The organism is Paenibacillus glycanilyticus (genome assembly GCF_023715145.1).
In the GTDB taxonomy this organism is placed as follows: Bacteria; Bacillota; Bacilli; order Paenibacillales; family Paenibacillaceae; genus Pristimantibacillus; species Pristimantibacillus glycanilyticus_A.
The window spans coordinates 455,171-479,347 of record NZ_JAMBNP010000005.1 but is presented as its reverse complement, the minus strand read 5'-3'; the positions used below and the strand labels follow the sequence as shown (position 1 = coordinate 479,347).

Sequence of the window (24,177 nt, the reverse complement as noted above, 5' to 3'; positions counted from 1 at the left end):
CTACTTGATGACGTAAAACGCGTCGATTGCGATCACATGGCCGGAGGACTGCTGATTTTTCTCCCCTGTATTCACGACCCTCACCTCATGGCTTCCATACGGCAGAACGGCGGATTCAAATACGGGAACCTTGGATTTGAACTGCGCGCTGTACAAGTCGACCGGATGCTCGTTTGCCTTTTCGCCGTCGATATAAATATCGATCATGCCGCGATTCGCTCCGGTTTGAGACAATAGCGTAACCTTGGTGCCTTGGAAGGAGAGCTTCGCGGAATTGCCGATGCCGTCCGTATATTTCGCGCTGCCGCCGGAGTTCTTGGAGGACAAATGCAACGTCCAGACGCCGGCATATTTCACGAACGGATTCATGTCTTGATAGACTGATAGATTTTCGCCGGCCGGTTTCTCGACAACGACGGCATCAACGGTCGTTTCGTAACCGCCGGATTTTTCGTTCTTCGCATGCTCGTTCACGATTCGAAGCGTGTGCGGACCATAAGATAATTCACCCGTATCAAAGACCGAAACCTGGTAGCGCGAGACCTCGCTGTACAGATCGATTGTCTTCACCGTGCCGGGATCATCGTCGACCATGACCGTCACCTTGCCGCTTTTCGGCGTCGTCGCGGCTACCAGTATGGCATTGGTTCCCGTGAAAGAGACTTCTGCATAAGCGCCGGAGCTGTTAGTGACTTGCGCATGCGAGCCGGAATAATTCGCGTTGGATTGCAGGGACCACGCGCCGTTAAACGTAAATGCCGCATCCGACTCTTCCATGACGGACGCAAAGGCGTCGCTGTCGCCAACGACCAGAGCGTCGACGTTGATCGCATGTACGGTCCGCTTCGCGGCCGGATCCGCTTTTCCCGTCCATGCCACTTCAACCGTATGGTAGCCATAGCGCAGCGATTGTTTGAACACGGACTGCTTGGCTTGCGTTGTCTTGCTGTACAACGAAGGCGAAGCCGCTTTGACGCCGTCCACGTATATGTCCGCTATACCCATCGAATCGTTCTTGAGTGCCGTTAATTCGATCATGCTGCCAGTGAATGCGAACTTCGCGCTTCCCGTTGCGTCGATGGTTTTAATCGTGCCCCCGGAGTAGCCGGCTGCCGCTTTTTCGCTCCATGGACCATCGAACTTAATAGCGAGATCGGTATCTTCGTAATTGCCTTTCGTGCTGACGGAATCCGTATTCATGCCCAGCGTATAATCACCGGAGCTGCCGGTGAAGAAGACGCCCACGTAATAATAGCCCGTCCTGTCGGCTTGATAGGAAATCGTTGCCGGCGCGCCGTTCATCATGGCATAGCCTACTACCTTTTCCTGCGCGTCCCAATCAAGCACCGACTTCAAATCGGAATTATAGAGCGCTAGCGCGAAACTAGCAGCGTCGCTCGTCAGCGATAGATTTAATGTATCGCCCGCATTCAAATGCACGTAGTAGATGTCTTGCATGTCGCCGGAGGCCTGATCGAGCGAATCCGTCTGCAGCGGCTTCAACAGCTTGCCGGGTACGTCGTCGTCACTAACCGCCCTCACCGCGTCGACTATGCGGCCGTTGTTCATGTAATCCTGGCTTTCCGGATTCCAAAGGGATTCCAGATGCTTGCCGGCTACGATGACGCGCTCTTTGACCGACTTGGCGTCAAGCGTCGGATCCTGACCGAGAACGAGGGCTGCTACGCCGGAAACAAAGGCCGGTGCCATATACGCGCCGTTATCATAGTCGTAATCGTCCATCGAAGCCTTCAAATTTATATGGGTCACGCTGTCGTCGTTGGATTTGTAATCGGCATATACGCGCGCCGAAATATCGTAATGCCCGCCTTCGTAGATCGTGCCGGCCTGCCCGTCGGCAGCGCGCCAACGGCTGTAATCACCGCTGCCGCGGAAGAAGTCGTACCGCACGAAGTCCAGATGCAGGACGTTACTTACGAAATCGCTGGTTTCAATGTTAGTCAGCGCCCCATCCCCCGTCAGCATCAGACGGCCCCCGCCGTTCAAATACGCCGTTAAATTGGTCTGGTCCGCATTGCGCAGCAGGGTCGTCGGCAGACCGTCTGGGGAGGAGCCGGTTCCGTAGCCGGTAAACCAAATTACGATATCATAGGGCTTCAGCTCTTCTAGCGAAGGCCCGTTTGCGCCTGGCGCAACCTTGACGACATCGTAACGGGCATCCGTCGCGTCCAGAAGGGCTTTGTACTTCCGAAGCACGCTGAGATCGCTTTGTTCGGGCAGTTCTTCATCGCTGACTAATAGAATGGATGAAGAGCTTCCGTCCTGTTTACCCAAATAATTCAGCGCGCGATTAAATCCGTCCTGGCGGCTCCCGATTACCGAGGGATCCCCGGTCCACATGCCTTCGAAGCCCAATTCGTTGTAAATCGCCTTGTAGGTACCGTTATCGATTTCTGCACCGATACCCGGATCGCGAGTCGGAAGGGTTGTAATAATCTTGTCGCTCGGCGCGGCGAGATCGACGGACTTGATGCCATAGGCGTTTCTGAAGCCGCCATGCATGTCGATGCCGGCGACCGACAACACGTTGTCGCTGTCGTACGCCGCTGGATATTCAGGGAAGATGTCTTTGTTGATGTTTACGTAATCGTCGCCGGCGCTCGCGATGAACAGCATGTCCGAAGCATCGATCGCATCCTTCAGGGCATGGCTGAACGTTTCCGTCGACCAGCTGATGTTCACGATTTTCACGCCCATTCTTTCGGCGTAATCAATTGCGTTCAAGGCATCGGAGACGTAGCCCCCGTCGTAACCCATTATCTTGAGCGGCATAAAGCGGATGCCGGGCGCGACGCCGGTAATTCCAAGACCGTTATCCTTCGCGGCGAGAATGCCGGCAATTTGCGTGCCGTAAAAGTCATCGTCATAAATGCTGTACGGCTCGTTGTTCATCTGATAAAAATTCCAGCCGTAATAATCGTCTATAAATCCGTTGGCATCATCGTCAATGCCGTTGCTCGGAATTTCATCCGGATTTCGCCATACATTATCGGCCAGGTCCGGATGATTGACATCTACGCCCGTGTCCAAAATAGCGACGATTGTCTCCTGCTTCCCTTTCGTATAGCCCCATGCCTCCGGCGCGTCAATGTCAACGTCGTAACTGCCATAAGAACCCTCTATGCTTTGTCCTTCATTGTGCAAGCCCCATTGGGAAGGGAACAACGGATCGCTTGGATAGAAAGGGGTAACGGTGGAGACTGCCGATTTCGCGGCCTGTCCCTCATCGATGGAGGTGCTGTCACGGGAAGCGTCTTTGGGTTTCGTGGCATGCTTGCGAATTTTTATGTCTGGCTCGGCGTACAGCACGTCCGGGTTTGCGTTTAGGCGCGCAACAACGCTGCCGGCATCCGCGCCAGGAGCCAAATCAAGAACCTCCATATTGAGCCTTGAGAGCGGCTCGAAACGCTCCGCCTCGGTTGCCGAACGGATTTCACTCCGGTTGGCGTTATCCTTGTATCTAACGATGATTCGATTGCTCGCGGTCACATCCGGCGAGATGTCAAGATGCGGAGCGCCGACCTGTGATACGGGCAATTCGGATTTCGTCCCCTCGAACATATCCGCCTCCGCATAGAGGGTTAGAGGGAAGAGCAACAGCGTTAATAACGCGGATAGAATGATCGCGAAAGAACGTTTCGCTGCTTTTCTTTTCAAGTTTTTGCTCCTTCTGTCATGTATTTAGACGGAATTTTCGAACGTGACGTCGGAAACCAAGTAGGTGTGTGGTATGTATGAACGACTAATTTGCGAGGTACGCCAAGTGTGTAAAGCGGGCAAGTTGAAATGGATAGAAAAGAATGCATCTCTTTTTCGTCGATTTGTCAAGCACATCGGAAAAGCAGCGCAGCACTTTTGCAATTATTCGCATAGTACATTTAGGAGGGAGTGCGGCAGGAGCCTAGGCTGAGTATATGAAGGCACAGCCTGAGAGTACGGGAGAATCATTAATCTGTTTGTTTTGTCGTGAGCAACTCGAAGCATAAAATAAACCGTTAAATACGGATAGACATAGTACTGGAAATCCTACCACCTCCGAGGCTTGGACAATGCCTTTGTTGCGACGAGACAAGAACTGCCTATAAAGCAACAAAAACTACCAAGTTGTGTAATGTAATATGACTTAAAAATAACAAATTTCGAGTAGATTATATATTGGCAGCCTATAAAGCGTCAATATATTAATTTTATTTACATTTTCATAAAAATAATTATCAATTAAGTAACATTCAACGGCGTTATTCATTAAGTAGATATTACATTTGTTGTTACTTGTATGATATATAATAACATCTATTGTTGCTTTTAGATTAACGTAAATGCCGTCGGATTCTATCCGTGGCAGAAAAGCTCATCAGAGGGATTTATCAATTGCATTCGCTAGAGTACACGGCTGATTTAGCCCTTCTCATCAAGGTGAGTTTTCTACTATTCTTGTAAATTCTGACGACTTAAAAGCCTCTGCTAATTAAAAAAGGCCGCCATCGGCAGCCTTCATCCTTACCTTATTTCTTCTCTTCTAACTCAAATTTTGTCTGTGTATGATCAACAAAATCCTCAACTTCTTTCAGCACAGCTTGCTTTTTCTGATTTGCTTGATCTTGTGTAATATCGCCTTTTGCTTGTAATGCAGCAATTTTGGCAGTAAAGTCGGACATTAATGTATCAATGAGCTTCTGACGGGATACGCCATGGTCCTTAGCGATATCCACAAATGATTTACCTGCTTGAACTTGTTCGGCGAAGGTCGTTTTTTCAATGCCTAACAGCTCGAAAGCCGCTTGCATATTATATTGACCAAATCCCTGCTCCCTCACTTCTTGCTCCTTGTTTAGAGGAGTCTTGAATACCCGCTCAGCTTCTATTGCTGCTTTTTTATGCACGTTCTCCTTCTCTTCATCCGTAAGACTCTTCGTGCTCTTAACCTGGATCTCCTCACTAATTTCCCCTGTCAGCTCATCAATCAACGGCTGAACCTCTTTACCTTGCTCTTGCGCAATATCAGCTAACGACTTATCAGCCTCAAGCGCTTTCTGGAAAGCTTCTTTATCTAAACCAAGCTTAGTTGCAGCGATTTGTTGAAAATCAATTCTAATCCCTTCAGCTCGGATCTGCTTATCCTGTTTCCCCTGTACCGCTGCAGAGCTCTCCTTCTTAGCGAACAGCACCTGTGTATGGTCGACGAAATCTTCTACTTCTTTAAGTATTGCTTGCCTCTTCTTATCTGCCTGCTCCTGTGTTAGATCTCCGTTCGCCTTAAGATCATCCATTTTAGAGATCACATCAGACACTAGAGCATCGATCAGCTGCTGGCGGGATATATTGTGGGCTTTTGCAATATCAACGAATGATTGGCCTGAATGAACCTGCTCGGCAAAAGCAGCTTTGTCGATTCCGATTAGCTCAAGCGCCGCCGCCAGATTCCAATCTTTACCCTCTTGTTTAACATTTTCTTTATTAAGCGGTTCATTGAGGATCCGTCCTGCCTCCATGGAAGCCTTCTTCTGTACGTTCTCCTTCTCCTGATCAGTGAGTTTTTCAGTATCAAGATTGACCAGAATCGCAGCACTGATTTCTTTAGTCAGATCATCAATCAGCAGTTGAAGCTCTTTGCCTTTTTCTTTTGCGATGTCTGCCAGTGACTTTCCGGCTTTCTGAGCTTGCTCGAATGCTGCTTGATCCAGACCAAGCTTGGATTTAGCGATTTCCAGCACATCCAGGTTTAACTTATTGCCTTTGACTGTGTCTTCTTGCTTTCCAGTCTGCTTTGTTTGAGCATCTGCATAGCTTACTTTCTCTTGTGATTTACTGTTCTGGCTGTTGTCAGCTGCATAAGCGGATACCGGTACTGCAATCGCGACCAATAGCGCTGCGCCTGCGAGCTTCCAATTTCTCTTCATTGATTTATCCCTGCCTTTTTTATAATTGCCTTCCTCGGAAGGCTACGTGGTATAAGATAAGAAAACAATCTGAAAGGATTATGAAATATTCGGAAGGGTTACCCTAAATGTTGTTCCTGTCTGCGGCTGAGTCCACACTTCAATCTTTGCGTGATGAGCATCCACAATTTGTTTAGCAATCGCAAGTCCAAGTCCCGTTCCTTCGGAACGACGCGTGCGGGCTTTATCCATGCGGTAAAACCGTTCAAATATACGTGGCAAATGCTCATTCTCGATCCCGATCCCCGTATCCCTTACCGTGAAGGACGTCTCCTGTGTGCTCACATTCAATCCAACCATTACCCTGCCGCCTTCACGATTGTACTGTATCCCATTTTCAACCAGGATGAGGATTAGCTGCCTTATTCTCACTTCATCCGCCTGAATCATTACATTGTCCTCTGCAGCTCTCCCTTGGCTGGCATCCCATCCCAGAGATACATTCTTCGAAGATGCGATCGGTTGAAGCTGCTCAATGACTTGGTTAATGGTATACCACAAAGAGAAACGTGAGACCGCTAGCTCAATCCGACCACTGTCGCTGCGTGCAAGTATAAGCAGATTTTCAACAAGCCGGCTCATATGATGAATTTCCCGCCCCGACTTCATAAGTACATGACGATGAAACTCCGGAAGCTTATCACTTTGCTCATCAAGCACTTCATAAGCGGATCTCAATATACTTAGAGGTGTTCGGAGCTCATGAGACGCGTCACTGGTGAATTGCTCCTGCCTTTGGAAAGCATTCGCGATCGGTTTCATGGCCCGGCCAGCTAACAAATAACCTGCAATTCCGCCAGCTATCAGCAGAACAAGAGCAAGCCCCGCGAACGCCCATCTTAATTGCGTTATCAGTACAGCATCATTCGTTATTTCCTGTGCGACAATAATCCTATATTCATTGAGCTTCCCGCTTGATATGACCAACCCTCCCATTCGAAAGGTGCGACCATTCGCTCGAACATTATGATAGTCATGAGCAGGTTTTTCGAGAACACTTGGCAATAACGCATTCTTAGGAAAAACCACTTCTGCCGCTTCATCATTTAAACCCAGTTTATTTGCCGAAGGGGATTCAAAAATGATTTGCCCATTCGGATCAACTAACCATGCCATTTGATTCAATTGCAAGCCTGAGGGAGCATAACCCTTTTCTGGATTCTCATAAGAATCGAACAAGACATCACCTTTTGGTGAGTCCAACAGCTTTTGCAATTCTGATTCGTACTGACCGCTTAACGTCGTAAGCTGATTATCCTCTGTCGTCGTCAGCATATTCTGTACCATCCATAGCGAAAAAAACGCAGTTATCATCAAGATAATACCTACGGTTAGTGAGAATTCACGCGTTAGACGTGTTCTTGTTTGTTTAAACATGTGTGCCCCCGCCCACTGTCAGCCGATAGCCAGCACCATATACACTTTGAATGCTTCTCGACTCAAAGGGCCCATCCAATTTCTTCCGAAGTAGTTTGATGGTGGCATCAACGACGTTTAGGGTAACATCTGAGCCGATCCCCCATACATGATCAAGCAGTTGCTCGCGTGACAAGACTTGTCCAGCATGACGCATCAAACAGACAAGCAATTGAAACTCGCGCCTCGTAAGTGAAATTGCCACCCCTCCACGGTTTACTTCCAATTTGTTCAAATGTGCCGTTATATCCCCAAGCGATATTATATCCGATTGATAACCACGTTCCTGACGACGGAATAAAGCGATAAGCCGTGCCTCCAGTTCTTCAAATGCAAAAGGTTTTATCATGTAGTCATCTGCACCAGCATGCAGTCCTTCCACCCTGTCTTGTACAGCATCTCTTGCTGTCAAAAGCAGAATTGGGGTGTGATCATCCTTACTTCGAATCTCCCTGACTAGTTCAATTCCAGTCATCTCGGGAAGCATCCAATCCAGCACATAGACATCATAATGACCTTTTGTTATGACTTCTTTAGCTTGAGAGCCATCCTTTACCCAATCTACAACATGGTATCTTCGCTTCAGTTGATGCTCTGTTAACTCACCAAGCGTTTCATCGTCCTCCGCAAGCAAGACGCGCATTTTATCTTACCTCCTGCAAAATTCATAGATCTTAAATATATCAATAAACTATGAAATTATTATGAAATGAGAAAACAAAAAACAGACCTCTGAATGAGGCCTGTTTTGTGGTTATGTGAGCTTTATAACATAACCTTCAATTATCCTACTACTGATTATGTAGTATATGCTAAGTCTTTCTATAACTTTTTGATGTTCTGCTACTACTTCTATATTAAATCTCACAGCTTTAAACAGCGGTTTTGTATCTAAACCTACTTTGGAATTGCAGCTACTATTAAGTCTTGATCATTTTCTTCTATGGAGCGACTATAATTGTTTTCCTCTTTACCAGCTGCTCTAATTTGCTGTACCACCAAGAACTTCAATTGCTCCACTGCTCTATCCCTGCCAATTACTCTTACTTCATCAAGTTTCATTGAAGACTGAAACATATGCCCCTCCAATTAACCTGTCATAGTAGCTATATTATAACGAACATCTGATCGGGTATTCAAGAAAAATACTTATTAATACTAACAGGGTCCTTGCCCAATAGTTAAATGAAATTGGAGCTGCTGCTTGCAAGCCCAGATCTCTAACTGAGTTGAATTAACATTCGTGAGTCAGTTGAAAATTAACTAATAAAAATTTCGGTTTTAAAAAATCTTAAATGCATCAAATATTTTTTCATCCCCAATCCGTCCCCAATTACTGAATACAGGTACTTTACCGCTAATAATTATCTTGCCAAAAATAAAGAAAAACCCTTGATACACAAGGGTTTTGAGTGTTTTTATTATGGTGGAGCCAAGGGGGATCGAACCCCTGACCTCATCGCTGCCAGCGATGCGCTCTCCCAGCTGAGCTATGGCCCCAAATGCTAGAATAGCAAAATAATAGCATACGGAAATTACTGCTGTCAATCCTTCCCTTCGTCTCCACTTAAAAATTATTCTACATAGTTCGAAATCTCCACCAAATTCTCATCCGGGTCGCGGACATAGACAGACACGATCTTGCCGACAGCCCCCGTTCTTGCAACCGGTCCTTCCTCGACTTGGACATCACAGGCTGCCAGATGCCGGATAACGTCTTCCATGGGCGTCTTCGTAATTAGACAGAAATCAGCCGATCCAGGCCGTGGATTCTTTACCTTTGGCTCGAATTCCTTGCCCGCTTCATGCAGGTTGAACTTCTGCAGGCCGAACTGCAGTGCCTTGCGGTTATCTCCGAAGACAATAACCTCCATGTTCAACACCTTTTCATAAAAGGCAACAGTCTTCTCTATACTCGCTACGGTCAGTACAAGATGATCGAGTGCTTCAATCTTTAACATGTCGTTACTCCTTTTCCTCTATGCAAATGCAAAAATAGCCCTTCCCGAAAGGGAAGGACTACCGCCTTGCCGTTAATTGTTCATTGGGTGCTTGGACAATAAGCTGTTCAGTTCTTTCATGAACATATCGATATCCTTGAACTGTCTGTACACGGATGCAAAGCGCACATAAGCGACTTCGTCAACCGGATACAATTGGCTCATCACAATCTCGCCGATTTCACGGCTTTCGACTTCCGCCAGGGCAGTCGTACGGAGCTCCTTCTCCACTTCGGAGACGATAACCTCGAGACGTTCGACCGAGACCGGACGCTTCTCACAGGCACGGATCAAACCGCGCAAAATTTTATCGCGGCTGAATTCCTCCCGGCTGCCATCCTTCTTGATCACGATTAGAGGAGTCTCCTCAATCATCTCAAAGGTCGTAAAACGGCGGCTGCATTTCTCGCATTCACGCCGTCTGCGGATGGACTTGTTCTCATTCGCTGGCCTGGAATCAAGCACCTTTGTACCGGCAAAATCGCAGTATGGGCATTTCATCATTTTCACTCCTTCCGGATATTGTTTTTATTTTATCGAGACATTTCCAATCGTTACCTGAATGAAGATGCGAATTCCGCACATAATACATTTACCAACCGCAAGGAGGTGAACATCAATGAGCTCGAACAACAGCAACACTGTACTTGTACCGCAAGCTACTGCAGCACTGGACCAAATGAAATATGAGGTCGCTCAAGAGCTGGGTATCGCTTTGTCGCAAGACGGTTATCATGGCAACCTGCTGACTAAAGACGCAGGCTACATCGGGGGTAACATTACTCGCCGTTTGGTGCAAATTGCCGAACAATCCCTTGCAGGCCGTCAATAATGATTTCATCAGTCATGTATAACAGATGCTTTGGCTGTTCCGTCCTGAAGCGACGGACGGCCAAGGCTTCTTCTTGTCTAGGTCAGATAATCGGATAAAGATCTTTGTACTTATTATAATAGTAAATAACGCGTTGTACATAGTGGCGGGTTTCCCCATATGGAATCTGATCGGTTGTCTCCAGCTTGCCATCCCATTTGCCCGAATCAAGCCACTTCCGTACATTTCCGGGACCGGCATTATAGGCAGCGATTACCGCTACCGTGTTTTGTTTGAACTGCTTATGCAGCGACTGTAAATACCATGCCCCAACCTCAATACTCACATCCGGCCGGTTCTGCAGCATATCTTTCGTTACATTGGAGAAATCTGCCTGCTGAACGATCCAGTCTGCCGTATCAGGCATAATCTGCATGAGGCCGAGTGCCCCTTTTTTCGAGACTTGTCCGGTCGAATAATTGGTCTCCGTCCTGATAATTGCCGCAATCAGATGCGGGTCAACGCCATAATTTGATGCGCTTGCGCGAATGTCTTCCTTGAACTCAATCGGATACATCATGCGGGCAAGCCAATTGGAATTAAGGAATAATATACCGATGAGACCGATGAGCAGAAGAAGCAGCACTCTTTTTCGAATTAACCACTTCATAGCAAACCCTTGCTTTTCCAAAAATCGTCCACCTGTCGCCTTGTCTCTTCAAGTGAGCCGCTATTATCGATTACCCAATCCGCACGGTTTCTCTTCTGCTCGATATCCATCTGAAGTCCAATGCGCCTAACCGCTTCTTCCTCTGCCAGACCGTTTCGTTCCATTAAACGCTTTAATTGGAGCTGCTGCGGAACATAGACGACCATTATACCGTCATACAGCTCAACTTGTCCCGTCTCATACAATAAGGGAATGTCTGCAACAACCAGCTGATGCGGGTTCTGCTCTTCATATTCCCTGATACGCTTCTGCATGCGACTACGTATTGCCGGATGCAGGATACCCTCTAGCCTCTCCAGCAATTCGGTGTTATTAAATACAATGCCGCCAAGTGCTTTCCGGTCGAGCGTCCCATCCGTATGTATAACAGCTTGTCCAAACAGAGAGGCGACCGCTTCTAAAGCCGGTTCGCCGGGCATAACAACCTCTCTCGCAACCTGATCAGCATCGACCAGCATGGCACCTCGTTCTACCAGCATGGCAGCAACGGTGCTTTTGCCGGTAGCGATCCCGCCGGTTAAACCGATCTTCATTAGCTTTCACCCCGTTCAAGTGATCCTGCCCACTGTTTACAGCCCTATAATAACTTGCAAATTCCGATAACAATCAATAAAATGCCCGGCAGGATCGATACTGCCTGCATGCCTTTCCAGTTCGAGAACCGGAAGCCAAACCGCATCCCGCCAAGCAGGAAAATCGCACTCGCCGCAGCAATCATAATTGGGGTTAATGCCGGAGATAATCCAATCATTGCAGCTCCGATTCCCGCGCCAAAAGCATCAAACGACAGGGCAACCCCCAGCATAACCGCTTCGGCTGCAGAAATCGTACCCGACTTATCCACGTCGGCCGCTTGCGGAGTCCGCAATATTTGTATAACCAATCCCAAGCGCTTCAATTCAACAATGACGACAAGAACCGGATGTGACCGCTCAGACTGCTCCGGATCGATGCTTGCTGCCTGCTCAGTCTCGCCTTCCGCTGCACCAGCTTCGCGTCCGCTTTTTCTCAGCTGCAAGAGCGCCCATGTGCCAATGCCCACAAGAACAACCGCTCCGATCAGCTTAGCCACAAAAGGGGATAAATAGCCCGTAATCCAGGACCCGACCAGCATAGATAAAAATATAACCAAACCAGAGCAACATGCGATAATGACAACCGACATCAGCGGTATTCTTATTCGCCGCAAACCGTAAGTCACGCCTACTCCGAAGCCGTCCACACTGACAGCAAAAGCAAGCACCAGCAAAGAAGCAAAATGCGCGAACAACCCGCAGCCCTCCCCCGCACACCGGGATGTCTTACCTGCGCAAACGCGCTTATCTAGACATCCGCCTATTGTTCGTAACAACAACAGCATATGCGGGAGATTCGTTACGGTGCATTAAACCTGCGGGACAGCCTTCTTCTTGGCTTTCGGCAATGGCTGACAGCTCGCGCAAGTATGCGTGCCTCTGCCGCCTACAACGGATTTCTCGATTAAGCGGCCGCAGCTTGTGCAAGGCTCATTCTTCCGGCCGTATACGAGCAATTGGTGCTGGAACATGCCCATCTCCCCTTGTCCATTGACATAGGATTTGATGGATGAGCCGCCGGCATCGACAGCCTTCCCCAGGGTCGTGATTATAGCTTCATGCAGCCGGACCCAGTCCGCTTTCTTCAAGGAATCTGCCGTACGCTCGGGATGAATGCCCGCAAGGAACAAAGCCTCATCAACATAAATATTGCCAAGCCCTACCACATATTCCTGATTCAGCAGAAGAGGCTTAATCAGACCTGACTTCTTCCCGAGCAGTCCTCTAAGTGCATCTGCCGTAAAAGCATCATTATCCAGCGGCTCGAGGCCTAGCTTATTCAGCGGCTTCATCTCAAATTCCGTTCCCGGCTCAAACAGGTGCATCGTGCCAAATTGCCGTACGTCCTTATATCTCAAATCCGTTCCATCATCGAAGTGGAACAGAACATGGGTATGAAGCTCTGCAGGCTCATCGCTTGGGAAAACGCCGTAACGTCCTTCCATCCGAAGATGAGAGACAAGCACGAGACCATCCAACAGAATTCTCAAAAACTTTCCGCGCCGCTCAACGGTCTGAATCGTCCGTCCGGCTAATGCCGCTGCAAACGCCTCCGGCTCACCGGGACGTTGAATAATACGCGGCAGCTTAACTGTCACCGAAGCAATTCGCTTACCGGCGACAAGCTCAATTAATGTTCTTCTAACCGTTTCTACCTCTGGCAATTCGGGCATTTGTATTCACCTCAACACCCATTATACCTGATCTGAATAGCATGCGGGACGGGATACTTTTGTCAATCCCGTTGCTTATGCGAAACTTTCGCCATCCAACCGTTTACTTCGCTTCGTACCAGTTAACGCCGTAATTCACGTCCGCCTTCAGCGGCACGTCCAGCTTCAGCGCGCCGGCCATGGTGCTTGGCACAAGCTCCTTCATGAGCTCTAACTCTTCTTCCGGAACCTCGAAGACAAGTTCGTCATGCACTTGCAGCAGCATGCGGCTCTTCAACCCGCGCTCGCGAAGCGTCTCATCCATGCGAACCATCGCCAGCTTGATAATATCAGCCGCAGTTCCCTGAATCGGCGTATTCATAGCCGTACGCTCCGCGAAGGAACGGAGATTGAAGTTGGACGCCTTGATCTCAGGCAGATAACGGCGGCGCTCCAGCAATGTCGTCACATAGCCGTCACGGCGTGCCTGCATGACGATATCGTCCATATACTTGCGTACACCTTGGAAGACTTCGAAATACTGCTCGATAAAATGAGCCGCTTCCTTACGCGTTATGTTCAAGTTCTGAGATAAGCCGAAATCACTTATTCCGTACACGATCCCGAAGTTAACCGCCTTCGCTGAACGGCGCATATTCGAATCGACCTGATCGGCGGTAACGCCAAATACGTCCATTGCCGTCTTCGTATGAATATCCATGTCGTGGATAAAAGCTTCCTTGAGCCGCTCATCGCCCGAAATATGGGCAAGCACGCGCAGCTCAATCTGCGAATAGTCCGCCGCAAGAATGTACCAGCCCGGCTCGGAAGGCACAAATGCCTTGCGAATCTGACGGCCTTCTTCAAGACGGATCGGAATGTTCTGCAGATTCGGGAACTGGCTGCTGAGACGTCCCGTTGCCGCAATCGTCTGGCGGTAATACGTATGGATCTTGCCGGTTTCAGGACGAACCTCTTTAAGAAGTCCTTCAATATAAGTCGACTGCAGCTTCGACAAAGTACGGTAATGCAGGATAAGCGGAACAATCTCATGCTCCGACGACAGTTTCTCTAATACTTCCGCGTCTGTGGAGTAACCGGTCTTTGTTTTCTTTTGCGCTTTGAGCCCCAGCTTCTCGAACAAAACCTCTCCCAGCTGTTTGGGAGAGCCAATATTGAATTCCATGCCAGCCAAGCGGTAAATCTCGCTGACGGCTACCGACAGCTTGCTCTCCAGCTCGCTTCCGAGACGCTCAAGCTCGGCTTTCTCAACCTTAATCCCTTGACGCTCCATTCCTGCCAGAACGACCGATAACGGCTGCTCCAGCTCGTAATACAGCTGATTCATGCCTCTCTTCTCGAGATCGGCACGCATAAGTGCTGTAAGCTTGCGGACCGCATCCGCCTTAACTGCCAAATGGCGGTACAATGCATCGTTATCCGGCACCTTGAATTTGGCGCCTTTGCCATATACCGCTTCATCATGAGGCACCGAGGCTTGGCCATATCGGTCGCATAAAGCATTAAGCGTCAGATTCGTGTCTGTCGGATCCAGCAAATAGGCGGCAAGCTGCACATCAAAAGCTACGCCTCTCCATTGAATCCCGCTCCAGCCGAGCGCCAGCTCCGTCTTGTGCGTATCGAAGCCGTTTTTCGGCTTGTCCGCATCAGCCAGCCATTCCCGCAGTTCCTTGGCAAACGGCTGTTGAAGGGCTGCTACGGGCACTACGTAAGCCGTATCGCCTATCGCTGCCGCTAGGCCTAGCACTACGGCCTGATGCGGGTTTTCGCCAATCGCTTCTATATACAAGCCATGCTCCTCGCCATCCGTCTGCAAGGCCGACAGCATCGTTTGCAGCGCCTCGCCGTCATTATCCGATTCGATAACAACTAAGTTCAACTCGGCGGCAGGAGGAGCTGCACCGCCGCCTTCGGAACCGGCGCCGTTGAGATCCAGGCGCTCAATAAGCGACTTGAACTCCAGCTTGCGGAACGCGTCGGCAAGTACGGCCGGCTGGTAGCCTTCATACTTAATATCCTCCGTGCTATGCTCAAGCGGCACTTCGCGGAAGATTGTCGCGAGCTTTTTGCTCATAACCGCATCGTCTTTATGGGTCTCAACCTTTTCCTTCATCTTGCCTTTGAGACTTCCCGTGTTCGCCAGCACTTCTTCTACCGAGCCGAATTCATGCAGCATCTTCAGCGCAGTCTTCTCGCCAACGCCCGGAATACCCGGGATATTGTCCGACGCGTCGCCCATCAGACCCTTCAGGTCGATGATCTGCATCGGTTTCAGCCCATACTTCTCGTCGATGGCAGCCGGGGAAAAATGCTCCACCTCGCTAATCCCTTTGCGTGTAATCGCAATGGTCACATTATCAGAGGCCAGCTGCAGCATGTCCTTATCGCCCGTCACAACAAGCGTTTCAACGTTCTGCTCATCTGCCAATCGCGTCAGCGTGCCGATAATATCGTCGGCTTCATAGCCGGACAGCTCGAATTGCGAGATGCCAAATGCCTTCAGCAAATCCTTCATCACCGGAAACTGCTCGGATAGCTCAGGCGGAGTCTTCGCCCGCCCGCCTTTATATTCCGTATAGCCTTCATGGCGGAACACGATTTTCCCCGCATCAAATGCAACAAGCACATGAGTTGGCTTCTCGTCTTCCAGCAATTTAAGCAGCATCGTTGTAAATCCAAACACCGCATTCGTATGTAAACCTGCTGAGTTTGTAAGCGGCGGCATCGCATAAAATGCACGGTTCGCGATACTATTGCCGTCAATTAATATCCACTTGTCCATTCCGACACCTCACTAAACATTTCTACCCTCTATCATACCATATTTATGAAGCAAACTCCTCGCCATCGGCCGGGTAAATACCGCTAGGGTATCTTTTGTTTCCGATTGTTGTAACCCAACGCAAAAAAGCCCGTCATCCGAGCAGCTCGCTCGGGTAACAGGCTTTTTTTGCTAACCTTTAAATATTGTGCTGGATATTCAGATCCGGACGTTTGTTCGTTACGAGATAAACGACGCTCTCGCCGATGTTGGTGGCATGGTCGCCGATGCGCTCGATGTTGCGGGCTACAAAGTTCAGAACCGTCGCTTGCGTAATGTTGCGCGGATTCTCCATCATAAGCGACAACAGCTCGCGCGAGATTTGCGCGCAAAGCGCATCAACCTGATCATCTTCCGTTGCCAGCTTGTAAGCCAGATCCACGTTTTCCTGTACGAAGGATTGGATCGACTCATAAGTCATCGTCTGCACGATTTCCGCCATGCGAGGCAAGTCGATCAAAGGCTTGATGAGAGGCTGCCCTTCAAGACGAACAACAAACTTCGCAATGTTTACGCAAAGATCGCCCATTCTCTCGAGATCCGACGCAATCTTGAACGCGGCCAAAATCCGGCGAAGGTCCTTCGCAACCGGCTGCTGCGTAGCAATCAGCTTCGAGCCAAGATCCGTAATCTGATCCTCCAGATGGTTCAAATGCTGGTCATTGCTGATGATCGCTCTTGCTTTCTCTACATCCGTGCCGCTAAGCGCCTTCATCGAATCCACCAGCGCTTCTTCCACGAATGTTCCCATCTCAACGAGCAGATTATGGAGCTGCTCCAAGCCATGGTCAAACTCTTTTCTCGTCGTCATCATTACTTCATCCCCCTTGTCTTAGCCGAAACGTCCGCTAATATAATCTTCTGTCCGCTGGTCAGTCGGGTTGGAGAACAGCTTCTCCGTTTCGGAGAACTCCACAACCTCGCCGTTCAAGAAGAAGACCGTCTGATTCGAGACACGCGCCGCTTGATGCATGTTATGCGTAACCATCACGATCGTATAACGGTCTTTCAGCTCTTGCGCTAATTCTTCGATCTTCAGCGTGGAGATTGGATCAAGCGCCGAAGTAGCTTCGTCCATAAGAAGAACGTCCGGATTAACCGCAATGGCGCGCGCAATGCAAAGCCGCTGCTGCTGACCGCCGGAGAGGCTGAGCGCCGAGCGCTTCAAGTAATCCTTCACTTCATCCCAGAGTACAGCCGACTTCAGACTTGTCTCTACAATCTCATCCAGCTGCTTCTTGCTCGTAATGCCATGGAGTCGCGGACCGTAAGCCACGTTGTCATAAATCGATTTCGGAAAAGGATTCGGCTGCTGGAACACCATGCCCACCTTCTTGCGAAGCGTCTCCACATCCACATCGTTCGAATAAATTTCCGTTCCGCCAATCGCGATGCTGCCTTCAATTCTTGTCCCCGGAATCATATCGTTCATCCGGTTCAGGGTGCGGAGCAGCGTGGATTTGCCGCAGCCGGAAGGACCGATAAAGGCGGTAATCGCCTTCTCGGGAATAGTAAGCGAAACATCTTTTAAGGCATGGAAAGCTCCATAATACAGATTCAGGTTGTTAATGTTGATTAAGGGTTGCGTCTGCAATAAGGTCGTTTGCATGATCGTTCTCCTCCGCATATACATAGATAATGAACAGCGGCCCCAGATGAACAGTTTCATACTGAGGCTTGGCCATTCATTTCGAATATCATAACCGTAGTAAAAAAGGGTAACCTATCTGATAACCGTAAATTACCCTGACGTATCTATCCTACTAGCCGTTTGTAAATCCCGTATTGCCGTTTTGTAAATTCCATGTTAAAAATAGGACTCCAGAAGCTTATCGATCTCTTTGGAGACATGTACGGTCTGCTGATAAGCCTGCTCCGAGAGCCGCCCAATCTGTTCCGTGCTATTCTTGCTGTTTGCCGATGCCTGCAACAGGTGATTAAACACGCTGCCTGCCTCTTGCACGCAGGATTCGCTGACAACCGCCTCTTCACGACCCTCTCGCGCAAGCGACGCGGTCTGCTCAATGGCTTCTACAATGGTCTTCGTTAAGGTCGTAATCGCTTCTGCCGAGCGCTTCGTTTCGCTTGCCAGCTTCATAACCTCGCCTGCTACGACGGCAAACCCTCTGCCATGCTCGCCCGCGCGCGCCGCTTCGATTGAAGCATTAATGGCCAGCAGGTTGCTCTGCTCCGCCAGCTCTTTAATCAGCTTGGAGACATGGCTGATGGAACCCGCTTCAGCCTGCAGCTCGTTCATGCGCTTCTCCTGCTGCATGGAGTTCGCGGCCAGCTTGCCGAATGCAGCGGTCACCTTGTCCAGCTGATTCTTGCCGCTTAGCGTCAAGTCCACCATGTCCGCAGATATCTGCTTCCCATCCTGTGCCGATTGGCGGACCGAGCTTACCGCCTCATCGATTTCTTTCACCCGTCCTCCAACGCTGTTGATCGTCTTTACCTGCCCGTCCACCGCTTCCTGTTGAAGCTGCCTGGACATGCGAAGCAGGTCAGATACGGTCAGGATTCCGGTCACGCGGTCTTCTTTGGTCACGATGACGCAATTGTACAGAACGCTGTCGTCACGCTTCAGCGCATTATCGATTAGTTGCTGCGGAGAATAACTTTGATCCACGATTAAAGGAGAAGGATCCATCAGCTCCGAGATCGGCTTCTCGTAATACAGATCTACGCCAAACCTCTGACTGAGCCGCATAAAAAATTGGTTGCGCATCATAAGGCCTGCCGGCTTGTCCTTATCCGCTCCCTCACCGCTGATTACTACGCACTCGCTGTCCGGATATTGCTTGAATAGCGCAATCGTCTCTTTACAGGAACAGGATGCAGCAATTACGGGTACCTTGCGGATAAATCCCAGCAGGCGGGTTGTGATGGGGGCGGCAGCTTCACCTTGTCTTTCTTGCGGTTGACGATCCAGTACGGCATTGGTCATAGTCTCTCACCTTTCTCTCTGTGGACTCCTCAAGCATTTGTCGTAATTCTCGCTTTGGATAGACACTTTAGACCTACTATAGGGCTTAAGCATCAATTCCATTTCATAGAAATGTTTTCGCAGCGTTAAAAATTTCCAGTAAGACTGCAGCATGGGAATAAAAGAAAAAAGAACGATGCAAGCATGCACCGCTCTTCTTCGCAAAAGTGATTATTTATTTCCAGGCTACTTCAATCAGAACGCCTTCCGGCTTGCCCGGATGCTGGACAAGCAGCGTTCCCGATGCTTCGTCATAGGCATGATCGGCCTTCAGGCCATCCGCAGTAACGAGCGCCGGAGCGGAGGATACGCGAATGCGCGTGCTGACGGTCATATCCGACGGGCTCTCCGAACGGAACGTGATCGATTTAGCGTTCGCCGCCTCGTCTTCGATGCGCGAGGAGCTGACGAGAACCTTCGCTATGCCGTTTGCCTCGGCGGATTTCAGATCGTATAACAAGCAATTGTCTCCCGGCTTCAATTCTATGCGGTTCACAACCGGGAGGTCATGCTCGAACAGGTCGATAAACGTTCCCTCGAACCGATTCCCCTCGAGGAGCGATTCATCCGTCTCATCCAGCGCTTGCGCAATGACATAAGGCCCGCGCTTGATTCGAAGCATTCCGCTTTCGCGGTATGCTTCCGCCTCGCCTCTGAGCTTCAGCGCCAGCCGCACGCTGTCACGAACCGCGCCCGCGCCATCGCTAGTACGCGATAGGGCGGCAGGATGCACGCGGCGCACGATAACGAATCCTTCGCCTAAAGCGTACTCGCCGTCCTCCTGATTCGCGTTGAGCCCCAGCGTCTCGAACAAATGCTGGTCCGGACGATCGTAGATCCGCCGGCTGCCTTCCCGGTTCCACCACTCCCGCACGCCATGGAAGTCATCGGAGCCGTCGCCGACATAGACAAGCACGCCGCCGTCTCTGACCCATCCCGCCAAGGTCGGATGAAGTCCTGCATGCTCCGGCTTCATGAACTCATAGCTGAGCAGCAGAACCTTGTAGTCATCCAGATACCCGGGGAAGGTCAATGCATTGTCCAGCTGTACCGGACGAAGCGGAATGCCGTGCTTCACAAGCGGCAGCGCCAGACCATAAAACGCCGAGAAATCGAGAAGCTCTTGCTTCTCGGGAGACAGCATATCCGATGTCGTCACCCCATCCGCTTTTTTGCCGTCCGAAGGTTCCGTCTCTCCCGGCACAACATCGCCCCGCTGGTACATGGCCGAGTTGGATAGAAGCAGACCGATTCCTCTCGTATAGACATCATCCTGCACAACTTCCTCATGGTGATGAAGATCCCGAAGCACGTTCATGACCGTAAGGAGAACGGTCTTGTAGCTGGCCGGAATTCCTTCTTTCCCTTTGCCGTCTTCCGTTGGGTACCCCAATGTGAATACACGCCATGGCCAAGGACATACCTCGAATTTCGATACGCCGGGATGAAGCAGGGAAGCCACAACGGTAGCCCGGTAGTTATAGCGGTAATCGCTCCAGCTATAGCGGGGGTTGTCTTCAATTGGGTCATGCAGGAACCACATGTCTCTGCCCGTGCCTCGGGTCAGCTCCTGCATAACGCCGTATTCCAGGAAGGCCGTCTCGAAGGTGCGCTCCCGCCGGATACCCCGATATACATTTGGCGTTCTCGCCGTACCCGTCCAAATCTGCGCGATGAACCCGTCGCAGGATGGCATCGACACAAGCAAAGCTTCCGGACTGATAATGCGCCACTGCGTGTAGTTAATCAAGCTGTGAGTAGGAACGTAGAAACGCACCTCGCGCCCATACGTCACAAGCGCATATTCCTTCATCTGCGCGCATAGCCGGTCAAGCGCCCGGTAATACAGGTAAGCCTTAAGCTTTGAAGCCCGGTATTGCGCATCCGGCGAGAGGTGGGGGGCCGTCCAGGTCTCCCCGTAATAGGTCAGCCACTCTCGCTTGAACGCCTCCGAATAGCCGGACTGCGCCCAATATTCCGGTTCCTCCAGATGAATGGCTTCCACGCCGCAGTCGATCGCTTTCTTGATATAAGTTGCCAGATACTCGGAGAAAGCGATTGTTGGATCCATATACGGCACGTCTTTGCCGTGCTGAATATAGTTGCCGAACCGGTCCATTTGAGCTTCGTCCCAATGATTCCTGCCGTCGAATTTTTCGTAAAGATAATCCTGATATTCGCCCCAGGAGACACCGGTCATGAGATGAATCGTGTAGCCTGCTTTCCTCCAGCCTTCGATGCGTTCCTCCAATTGATTCGATAACCCGTACACCATTACGAAATCGGTTCGAAGATCATACTTTGGCCCGTAAGGACGAGATTCCTGAAAGCCCGTCCATTCTGCCCGCTTTTGATTCTTGACCATTCCCATGCTTCCTCCTTAACTGCCCCACTTTTAGTCAGGCATTTGAGTGTGACGATTTCTTCTAACGTCATGATGAGTGCGATGAGTTCTTGCCCACATCTTAATATAAATATTAGATATAATCAATATTTCATTTATAACGAGTTATACTAACTTTTCGACAAAATCAAGACATATATTGGACCTAATTTTCGAGAATTTTCGCTATATTTGGTGCAAAGCTCCCGGTTCAATGCCATTTATCGACTTATTTAATATATCTAATAGTACGACATTCCATATCCGATATGGCTGAGAATTTTATTTGCGGAATTCGCTAATATGCAGCTTGACCGGCCGATACCCGCTTGCCGCTTCCGCTAGTCATTCTGACAAATGTCTATAGACTCCATAAGCACCAGCATCGATTTAGGGCGGAAGCATCAAGATTTTGGACGTTTACGGCAAAAAAACCGCGGACATAAACGCATGATGCGCTTATGCCTGCAGTTTCAGTGTGAACCGCCGAAGCGGCACGTTTATTCACGCGATCTGGCTAGAACGTTTCCAGAGGAATGCTTAACACGTTAATGCGCGAACCGTCCTTCGCGCTGTATTCGAACAGCTCGAGCGTCAGCGTTCCGTTCGAAGGAAGCTTCTCTGGCGGTATCTTGATGTCCAGTGAAAACGCCGACCAAGCTGGCGCCCCTTCATCCAGCATTTGATGGCCTTCGAGCACATAATCGTGCCCGTCCTCCACCGCGTATTGCATAACCGCCTCGAACACTCTTCCCTTTCCGGACACGGTATAATGACCACCCGAGCCGCTGACGCTCACCTCGCAGAACGCCGTATTGCATGGAGCCGGCGCTGCTTCAGATCGAATGACAACCTTCCCCAGCCTGTCATTCCAGGCTACGGAAGCGCCAAGCATATCCCCAATCGCCCGGAGCGGCACATAGGTGTTCCCTTTATAATTTAGGACAGGCAGTCCCTGGCCTGCATAGACTGCGCCATTTACTTCAATCGGATAACCCGCTTCCGTCAACGAATAGGTTGTTTTGCTCCCCTTAACCGTTTCATTCGTAGCCGCCATCGACGGCAAAGCCGTCATGAGCAGCCCACCCATTACTAAGCCGATAATAAATCCTTTATAATTGCGAAGCATGTTCACACCCCATCTCCAGAATTCACCCCTGCCTTATTCTCATTCTATGTGGACAAGCAGGTCTGACATGCCTGTTGCTGCACATATCGCGCTCATGAAAATAAAAACGCCTCTGCCTCATCCGGAAACGGAATAGAAGCAGAGGCGTCGAATTTGCCTAGGCCATTTTCACCAAGCTGTAGTTTTTCTTGCCCTTGCGGATAATGATGAAGCGCCCGCCGATTGCGTGTTCCGTGGACACCTCGAGCGTCAGGTCGGTTACGCGCTCGCCGTTCATGGAGATTGCACCGTTTGTGATATCCTCTCTCGCTTGACGCTTGGAAGGCTCGATGCCAAGATCAACAAGCCAATCGACGATGTTCTTCGCATCGCGCGCGGACTCGTATGTCGGCATTTCCTTGAAGCCCTGCTCGATCTCGTCCGCGCTAAGCGACTTGATGTCGCCGCTGAACAACGCGGCCGTAATGCGAAGCGCTTGCTGCAGCAGCTCTTCGCTGTGGACGAAGCGCGTCATCTCCTCGGCAAGCTTCTTCTGAGCTTCGCGTTTATGCGGCTCCGTAGCCACTTTCTCGGCCAGACCTTCAATCTCTTCCTTCGAGAGGAACGTGAAGTATTTCAAGTATTTGACGACGTCGCGGTCGTCCGTATTGGCCCAGAACTGGTAGAACTCGTAAGGCGTTGTTTTCTCCGGATCCAGCCAGATCGCGCCGCCCGCCGACTTGCCGAACTTCGTGCCGTCAGCCTTCAGCATGAGCGGAATGGTAAGGCCAAACGCCTTCGATTCGCTGCCTTCCTTCTTGCGGATCAGGTCAAGGCCGCTCGTTATGTTGCCCCATTGGTCGGAGCCCCCGATCTGCAGCTGCACGTCTTCTTCCCGGAACAGATGCAAGAAGTCGAGCGACTGCAGGATTTGGTACGAGAACTCCGTAAACGAAATCCCGCTCTCGAGACGGCTCGATACGACGTCCTTCGCCAGCATCGTGTTGATGCTGAAGTTTTTGCCGTAGTCGCGCAAGAACTCGATGACGTTGATCTTATGGGTCCAGTCGTAGTTGTTGACCATCCGGAAATTATTGTCGCCTTCCGTAAGGAAGAGCTTGCCAAGCTGCGCGGATAACGCATCGACGTTGGCTTGGATCTGTTCCAGCGTCTGCAAGGAACGCTCGGATGTGCGGCCGCTTGGGTCGCCGATCGTACCCGTCGCGCCGCCGATCAGAATGACCGGACGGTGGCCGGCCAGCTGGAATCTCTTGAGCACCATGAATGGGATCAAGTGGCCGATATGCATGCTGTCTCCCGTCGGATCCACTCCGCAATAGAGCGAAACGGCCTTCTCGTTTGTCAAAGCCCGCAGTCCGTCTGCGTCGGTTTGCTGATTAATGGCGTCGCGCCATTCCAGCTCGTCAATAATGTTCATTGGTTAACTCTCCTTTGTAATGGTGATAAAAAACAAAAAAACGCCCCTAGTCTATATAGACATAGGGACGATTTATTTACCGTGGTACCACCCAACTTGCATGAAGCCGCCTTGCGCAGGCAAACGTCATACCGCTTTCGGACGAGATATCGTTCGCCGCTTCCGCCCGGCATTACCCGGGATGCTCCAGAGTGTACTTCGCGGAATTAATGTGTGCCGGGTTCCATCGCCCCCCGGCTTTCTAGAACAGGGATTAATCCGCTACTGCGCTCGTTC

The 24,177-nt window shown here is 50.1% G+C and carries 19 protein-coding genes, 1 tRNA gene and 1 other annotated feature (1 of these 21 running past the window's edge); of the genes, 1 reads left to right on the top strand and 19 read right to left on the bottom strand.

Going from position 1 to position 24,177, the window contains the following annotated elements:
- From M3194_RS17155 to nrdR, 8 genes are all read right to left on the bottom strand, one after another.
- Window positions 1–3,678: a S8 family serine peptidase gene (locus tag M3194_RS17155; RefSeq protein ID WP_251655290.1), complete on the bottom strand. Its 3,678-nt coding sequence runs from the start codon at window positions 3,676–3,678 to the stop codon at window positions 1–3.
- 848 nt (window positions 3,679–4,526) lie between these two features.
- A complete protein-coding gene (locus M3194_RS17150) occupies window positions 4,527–5,921 on the bottom strand; it encodes a hypothetical protein (RefSeq protein WP_251655289.1) in 1,395 nt (464 codons plus the stop codon).
- Between the two features lie 78 nt (window positions 5,922–5,999).
- On the bottom strand, window positions 6,000–7,337 hold the full coding sequence (locus M3194_RS17145) for a sensor histidine kinase (RefSeq protein WP_251655288.1): 1,338 nt from the start codon (window positions 7,335–7,337) through the stop codon (window positions 6,000–6,002).
- Entirely contained in the window at window positions 7,330–8,019 is a 690-nt protein-coding gene (locus tag M3194_RS17140) for a response regulator transcription factor (protein WP_251655287.1), read from the bottom strand. The genes M3194_RS17145 and M3194_RS17140 overlap by 8 nt, the downstream gene beginning before the upstream one ends.
- A 254-nt stretch (window positions 8,020–8,273) precedes the next feature.
- Window positions 8,274–8,453, bottom strand: a complete 180-nt coding sequence (locus M3194_RS17135) for a hypothetical protein (RefSeq protein ID WP_251655286.1) — start codon at window positions 8,451–8,453, stop codon at window positions 8,274–8,276.
- A gap of 347 nt (window positions 8,454–8,800) precedes the next feature.
- Window positions 8,801–8,876: transfer RNA gene (locus M3194_RS17130), tRNA-Ala, on the bottom strand.
- 74 nt (window positions 8,877–8,950) lie between these two features.
- A complete protein-coding gene (locus M3194_RS17125; protein WP_251655285.1) occupies window positions 8,951–9,337 on the bottom strand; it encodes a VOC family protein in 387 nt (128 codons plus the stop codon).
- 72 nt (window positions 9,338–9,409) lie between these two features.
- Window positions 9,410–9,877, bottom strand: a complete 468-nt coding sequence (nrdR, locus tag M3194_RS17120; protein WP_015843146.1) for a transcriptional regulator NrdR — start codon at window positions 9,875–9,877, stop codon at window positions 9,410–9,412.
- Between the two features lie 118 nt (window positions 9,878–9,995).
- On the opposite strand from nrdR, the gene M3194_RS17115 reads away from it, so the two are divergent.
- The gene (locus M3194_RS17115; protein ID WP_251655284.1) at window positions 9,996–10,208 is read left to right on the top strand and encodes an alpha/beta-type small acid-soluble spore protein; all 213 of its coding nucleotides are present in this window, start codon (window positions 9,996–9,998) and stop codon (window positions 10,206–10,208) included.
- An 82-nt stretch (window positions 10,209–10,290) separates the two neighbouring features.
- Here the strand turns inward: M3194_RS17115 and M3194_RS17110 are convergent, their stop codons facing one another.
- The 11 genes from M3194_RS17110 to tyrS form a co-directional block, all read right to left on the bottom strand.
- On the bottom strand, window positions 10,291–10,857 hold the full coding sequence (locus M3194_RS17110; RefSeq protein WP_251655283.1) for a lytic transglycosylase domain-containing protein: 567 nt from the start codon (window positions 10,855–10,857) through the stop codon (window positions 10,291–10,293).
- Window positions 10,854–11,450: a dephospho-CoA kinase gene (coaE, locus tag M3194_RS17105; protein ID WP_251655282.1), complete on the bottom strand. Its 597-nt coding sequence runs from the start codon at window positions 11,448–11,450 to the stop codon at window positions 10,854–10,856. Before coaE ends, M3194_RS17110 begins: the two co-directional genes overlap by 4 nt.
- Window positions 11,451–11,494: 44 nt before the next feature.
- Window positions 11,495–12,187 carry a sporulation membrane protein YtaF gene (ytaF, locus tag M3194_RS17100; RefSeq protein WP_251655281.1) on the bottom strand — a complete coding sequence of 231 codons (693 nt, stop codon included), beginning with the start codon at window positions 12,185–12,187 and terminating at the stop codon, window positions 11,495–11,497.
- Between the two features lie 114 nt (window positions 12,188–12,301).
- Window positions 12,302–13,165, bottom strand: a complete 864-nt coding sequence (gene mutM, locus M3194_RS17095; protein ID WP_251655280.1) for a DNA-formamidopyrimidine glycosylase — start codon at window positions 13,163–13,165, stop codon at window positions 12,302–12,304.
- A gap of 103 nt (window positions 13,166–13,268) precedes the next feature.
- The gene (gene polA / locus M3194_RS17090; protein WP_251655279.1) at window positions 13,269–15,947 is read right to left on the bottom strand and encodes a DNA polymerase I; all 2,679 of its coding nucleotides are present in this window, start codon (window positions 15,945–15,947) and stop codon (window positions 13,269–13,271) included.
- Window positions 15,948–16,125: 178 nt separating this feature from the next.
- A complete protein-coding gene (gene phoU / locus M3194_RS17085) occupies window positions 16,126–16,797 on the bottom strand; it encodes a phosphate signaling complex protein PhoU (RefSeq protein WP_251655367.1) in 672 nt (223 codons plus the stop codon).
- Between the two features lie 21 nt (window positions 16,798–16,818).
- On the bottom strand, window positions 16,819–17,595 hold the full coding sequence (gene pstB, locus M3194_RS17080) for a phosphate ABC transporter ATP-binding protein PstB (RefSeq protein WP_251655278.1): 777 nt from the start codon (window positions 17,593–17,595) through the stop codon (window positions 16,819–16,821).
- 198 nt (window positions 17,596–17,793) lie between these two features.
- Entirely contained in the window at window positions 17,794–18,933 is a 1,140-nt protein-coding gene (locus tag M3194_RS17075; RefSeq protein ID WP_251655277.1) for a methyl-accepting chemotaxis protein, read from the bottom strand.
- Between the two features lie 214 nt (window positions 18,934–19,147).
- Entirely contained in the window at window positions 19,148–21,337 is a 2,190-nt protein-coding gene (locus tag M3194_RS17070) for a hypothetical protein (protein ID WP_251655276.1), read from the bottom strand.
- A 535-nt stretch (window positions 21,338–21,872) separates the two neighbouring features.
- The gene (locus M3194_RS17065) at window positions 21,873–22,484 is read right to left on the bottom strand and encodes a Gmad2 immunoglobulin-like domain-containing protein (RefSeq protein ID WP_251655275.1); all 612 of its coding nucleotides are present in this window, start codon (window positions 22,482–22,484) and stop codon (window positions 21,873–21,875) included.
- A gap of 157 nt (window positions 22,485–22,641) precedes the next feature.
- Window positions 22,642–23,901, bottom strand: coding sequence for a tyrosine--tRNA ligase (tyrS, locus tag M3194_RS17060; RefSeq protein WP_251655274.1), 1,260 nt, complete (start codon window positions 23,899–23,901; stop codon window positions 22,642–22,644).
- A gap of 60 nt (window positions 23,902–23,961) precedes the next feature.
- Window positions 23,962–24,177: a binding site (T-box leader), on the bottom strand; it runs 11 nt beyond the window's last position.